This window comes from Ruegeria sp. CH8 (assembly GCF_056536985.1).
Genome location: NZ_JBQFQR010000063.1, coordinates 1 through 3,796, shown reverse-complemented (window position 1 = coordinate 3,796; position 3,796 = coordinate 1). Strand labels below are relative to the sequence as shown.

The following is a 3,796-nucleotide window of genomic DNA, read 5'->3' as shown; positions in this document are numbered from 1 at the left end:
ACCCTGAACTGAGCGTCGAGACCGAGAATGTCGACGTCGACAACTGTGCCCATCAGGTCCTGCTGAAACTCGAAAGCATGGGCCTGATTGCGGGCTAAGGATAGACCGAGTGCCCCTAACAGGGTGCTCGATCTTATTTCTGGAGACGAATATGACAAATGAAACCGCAGTAAAAATATAGGCTATGCGGAGACTGGCCATTCTCGCTGGCGGAGAAATTTAGCGTATTTGTGGCCAAGAGGATTTTCAGATCGAAAGCAAGGCTGATGACAGCCCGGTCACTGTAGTGGACCAATTGGCGGACAAACTGATTTACGACGGTCTTCGCGACGCCTTTCCTGACGCGCACATCGTAACTGATGAGCAGGCGGAAACACACGATCAGGCCGTGTCGGATTTCTTTATCGTCGACTCTCAGGACAGTACCAAGGAATTCATTCACCGGCGCGACGAATTCACTGTCAACATCGCTTGGGTCGAGCAGGGTGAGCCCAGACTCGGCGTTGTGTTTGCGCCTGCCCGTGAGCGTTTGTTCTATACCAACGAATCCGGCCAAGCCGTCGAAGAACTAGGTGCGCATGACGCCGAAGCAGTTGGTGAGCACAAAAAGATGAATGTGTCGAACCCGGACGCGTCGGCCCTTGTTGTCGTCGCCTCAAAATCCCACCGAGACGTAGCGACGGATGAGTATATCAACCGGTATCAAGTGGTGAATACGCGCAGTGCAGGTTCGTCTCTGAAATTCTACCTCTTGGACTCTCGGGTGAGGCCGATCTTTGTCCGCGCCTTGGGCGAACAATGGACTGGGATACAGCCGCAGGGCAAGCGGTTTTGGAAGGAGCAGGAGGCCGGGTTGTCCGAGCAGACGATCTGACACCGCTGAGCTACGGTAAGCCGGGTTTTGAAAACCCGCATTTCATTGCATACGCTCTGAGCATAAACGTTTTGAAAACATAATGCGGTAAAGAAACAGAAGATAGGCCCGGGCAATCCAGGGCTGTCTTTTGTTCAGGGCTTTAGGGCCTGTGCCTTGAGGGCTTGGTAGAATGGTTGGTGATGCTCAAGATATTCCTGCATCCGCGGATGTTCGGCGCACATGGTCGCGAATTTCTGTTTTTGCGCTTCTAACTCTTCCTGCGTGATTGGGCGAATACTCTTCGACGCACTGACATCGCCATGCCACCCTTCGACTTGTTTCCAGTCCTTTGGCTTTTCGTTCTGCCATTCAAACGCATGATCGGCGTCTGACAAACCGATCGCTTTCCAAAGCGCGCCAATGGCCTTCTTGGTGTCGGAACGAATGTCTTCTGCCTGAAGCACGATTGGCTTGTTCGCTGAAGACGCACACAGAGCGTCGTAGTGCCGTGACTGGGCCTCAAGCCCAATTTCCTCGGTGGTAACGTCAGGGTCCAGCTTGAAATAGGACGGGATCGAGGCAATCGGATCGCGAATGAGAAAGCAGTTGACCAGGCGGTCACCGAACTCTGCGTCATCCATGATGTGCGGCACGACATAATAGCTCATGTCCTTGATAAAAACCGATGCGGTCTCGGCGCTTTCCAGCAGCATGTCGCGCACGTTTTCATAAGTTACCGGGTGACCTTCCTCGGCCTGAAAATGCGGCATGTCACGTATTTTTCGGTTGATGTAATAGTCATACATGAAAGGTTCGTGAAAACAGGTCAGATCGCCACGTTCCCGCATGATGCGTTCGGTTGCGGTGGACATGGAACGTGGATGTGACCACAGCGCAATGATAGGGTGCATTTTTACCTCCTTTGACGGTCGTTTCAGAAGGACCTGCCTTCATAAGTACTTCTGGCAATTTGACCAAGGAAATCCGATCAGTCACGGTGTCTTTTGGCACTGCGACCCGCAGTAATGTGTGAAACAGGTTTGCGGTAGCAGAGGCCAAATTTTGCAAGGTTGATGTAGCCCGTAAAACTGAATGGTGACTTTGGGCACCTATGCAATGTGCGTTTCCGTTCGCAAGATACTCAAATCATTCAAGCGGAGGAACTCAGCAAGTAGCTTCTTTAGCTTCGCATTCTCAGCTTCAAGCGCACGGAGCTTCTTCGCACCCGACGGCTCCATACCGCCATACTTGCTTTTGTATTTTTAGAAGGTGCCTTGGCTGATCCCATAGCGCCTGCATATGTCAGCAGTTTTCTCAACTGCTTCCTGTTTCTTAATCATCTGAATGACATGTTCGTCCGTGAATCTTGTCTTCATTTGTCCGTCCTTAAGTTGGGCGGAATCTACAAAAAATGGAAGACTAGGGGCTCAGGTTACGTGATTTCACTCATCAACTATATCATCACAAGCACTTGATGGCACACTGTGAGGTTTTCACAGTTTAACGCTCGTGCCTCGATGTGCCGCCACCCACTTATTCAACTTTGAAAGGCCAAAACCCAAATCCCAAGCAAATTATTTGCGGATCAGCCCACTCGTCAGCGCGATCCACACCGTGTCAACGCGAAGTTAGTCCTTTTGTTTCATTCCCGTACCTCATCTTCTTTGCTGCAATAAATGCTATCAAAGGAGCGGTATCAAACCGCGGCAGGTCCAGACCGCTCATTGCGATTTTCAACCGACTTTTGGCTTTGTTAGATCGGAGCGGTTCCGCAATACCTCCGTTGCCTACTTGCCTCCAGTCCTGATCCGTATTGCTTGAAAAAAGCACGCGACATGGCGGCGCGAGACGAAAATCCCGTAGCAGTGGCGACTTCCATCAACGGCATGTCAGTGTGTTGTAGCAAGCTATTTGCTCTTTCCAGCCGGAGTTCTTTGTAGGTATCCAAGAGTTTGGCACCGGTCTTGCAAAGATATCTTCTCTGAAGCTGCCGGATGGAAGTACCCACCTTTTCCGAAAGTCCGGAAATGCTCAACGGTTCTTCAATGTTTTCCAACATGGTCGCCAAAGTGAGAATAACCAACTCATCGCCGTTGGCCTTTCGAATTAATCGGTTTGCGTACTGACTTTCGATCGATTGCTTTGGCTCGATAAGCCCGATATGTCTGCGCAAAGCATCCGCAAGATACGCGCCGTGATCTATCGAGACAAAGTCACTCAGTAATCTAATCGCGCTGATATGTGCGTTTGCGCTATGCAGACGCCCACTAGTCGACAAAAGCGTTGCGGCTCCGCATCCCTCTATGCCCATTTCCACCGCAGCTGCTTCGAAACTTGAATGTACGGCAGCGACCTTCTGATCCGAATTATCGATTTGAGCCAATAGCGTCACGGCACCTCCAACGAGGAGTGCCCTTGGTGACAGGCTCAATACCTGAGCGATCCACGTTTTTTGCTCGCCTACCGGACACCAGCTGTGTTCCGAATCCCCCCAAAAAACTGCCGTCCGCCTTGCCCAATAAAGAGGTCCGCCAACATTTCCATCCGCGATGACACGGACATTCACAAGATAGCTTTGTTTTCCGATGAGGCTGTTTAAAGACCGGTAGAAATCAACGATAGCTTCTGCTGACGGTTTGTCTTTTTCACAACGCAAAATGACGTCAATGTGTTGCGTGCGTTCGGGCACCACGTCATTGACATCGTTTGATTTTCCTTGGTCATTTTGAACACAGTAGTGCTTCATCCAAACTACCAATCGTGTTTTTGATTTAGCCCAACAACAAAACTGACTGCTGCTTTAATTTGAACCCCACCAGTTTCTTGGCGGGGTTCTGTTGTTTCACTCTGCTGCGTCTTTGTATGCGTCCATTGGGGGGCATGTGCAGACGAGGTTTCGGTCTCCGAATGCGTTGTCGACGCGGTTGACGGGAGACCAGT

The 3,796-nt window shown here is 50.7% G+C and carries 2 protein-coding genes and 2 pseudogenes; 1 reads left to right on the top strand and 3 read right to left on the bottom strand.

From position 1 onward, the window contains the following. Positions 1–226 precede the first annotated feature (226 nt). A pseudogene (locus ACR0ER_RS25480) lies at positions 227–957 on the top strand (3'(2'),5'-bisphosphate nucleotidase CysQ family protein). Between the two features lie 51 nt (positions 958–1,008). On the opposite strand, the gene ACR0ER_RS25475 reads toward ACR0ER_RS25480, so the two are convergent. The 3 genes and pseudogenes from ACR0ER_RS25475 to ACR0ER_RS25465 form a co-directional block, all read right to left on the bottom strand. Further along, positions 1,009–1,767, bottom strand: a complete 759-nt coding sequence (locus ACR0ER_RS25475) for a sulfotransferase-like domain-containing protein (RefSeq protein ID WP_480771258.1) — start codon at positions 1,765–1,767, stop codon at positions 1,009–1,011. A 252-nt stretch (positions 1,768–2,019) separates the two neighbouring features. Then, positions 2,020–2,232: pseudogene (locus ACR0ER_RS25470) on the bottom strand (transposase); the annotation flags it as partial. A gap of 377 nt (positions 2,233–2,609) precedes the next feature. After that, positions 2,610–3,602, bottom strand: coding sequence for a helix-turn-helix domain-containing protein (locus ACR0ER_RS25465; protein WP_480771257.1), 993 nt, complete (start codon positions 3,600–3,602; stop codon positions 2,610–2,612). Positions 3,603–3,796: the final 194 nt, after the last annotated feature.

Coding starts and splice junctions, on each gene's coding strand:
- ACR0ER_RS25475 (WP_480771258.1), bottom strand. CDS start 1,767: ATGCACCCTATCATTGCGCTGTGGTCACATCCACGTTCCATGTCCACC.
- ACR0ER_RS25465 (WP_480771257.1), bottom strand. CDS start 3,602: ATGAAGCACTACTGTGTTCAAAATGACCAAGGAAAATCAAACGATGTC.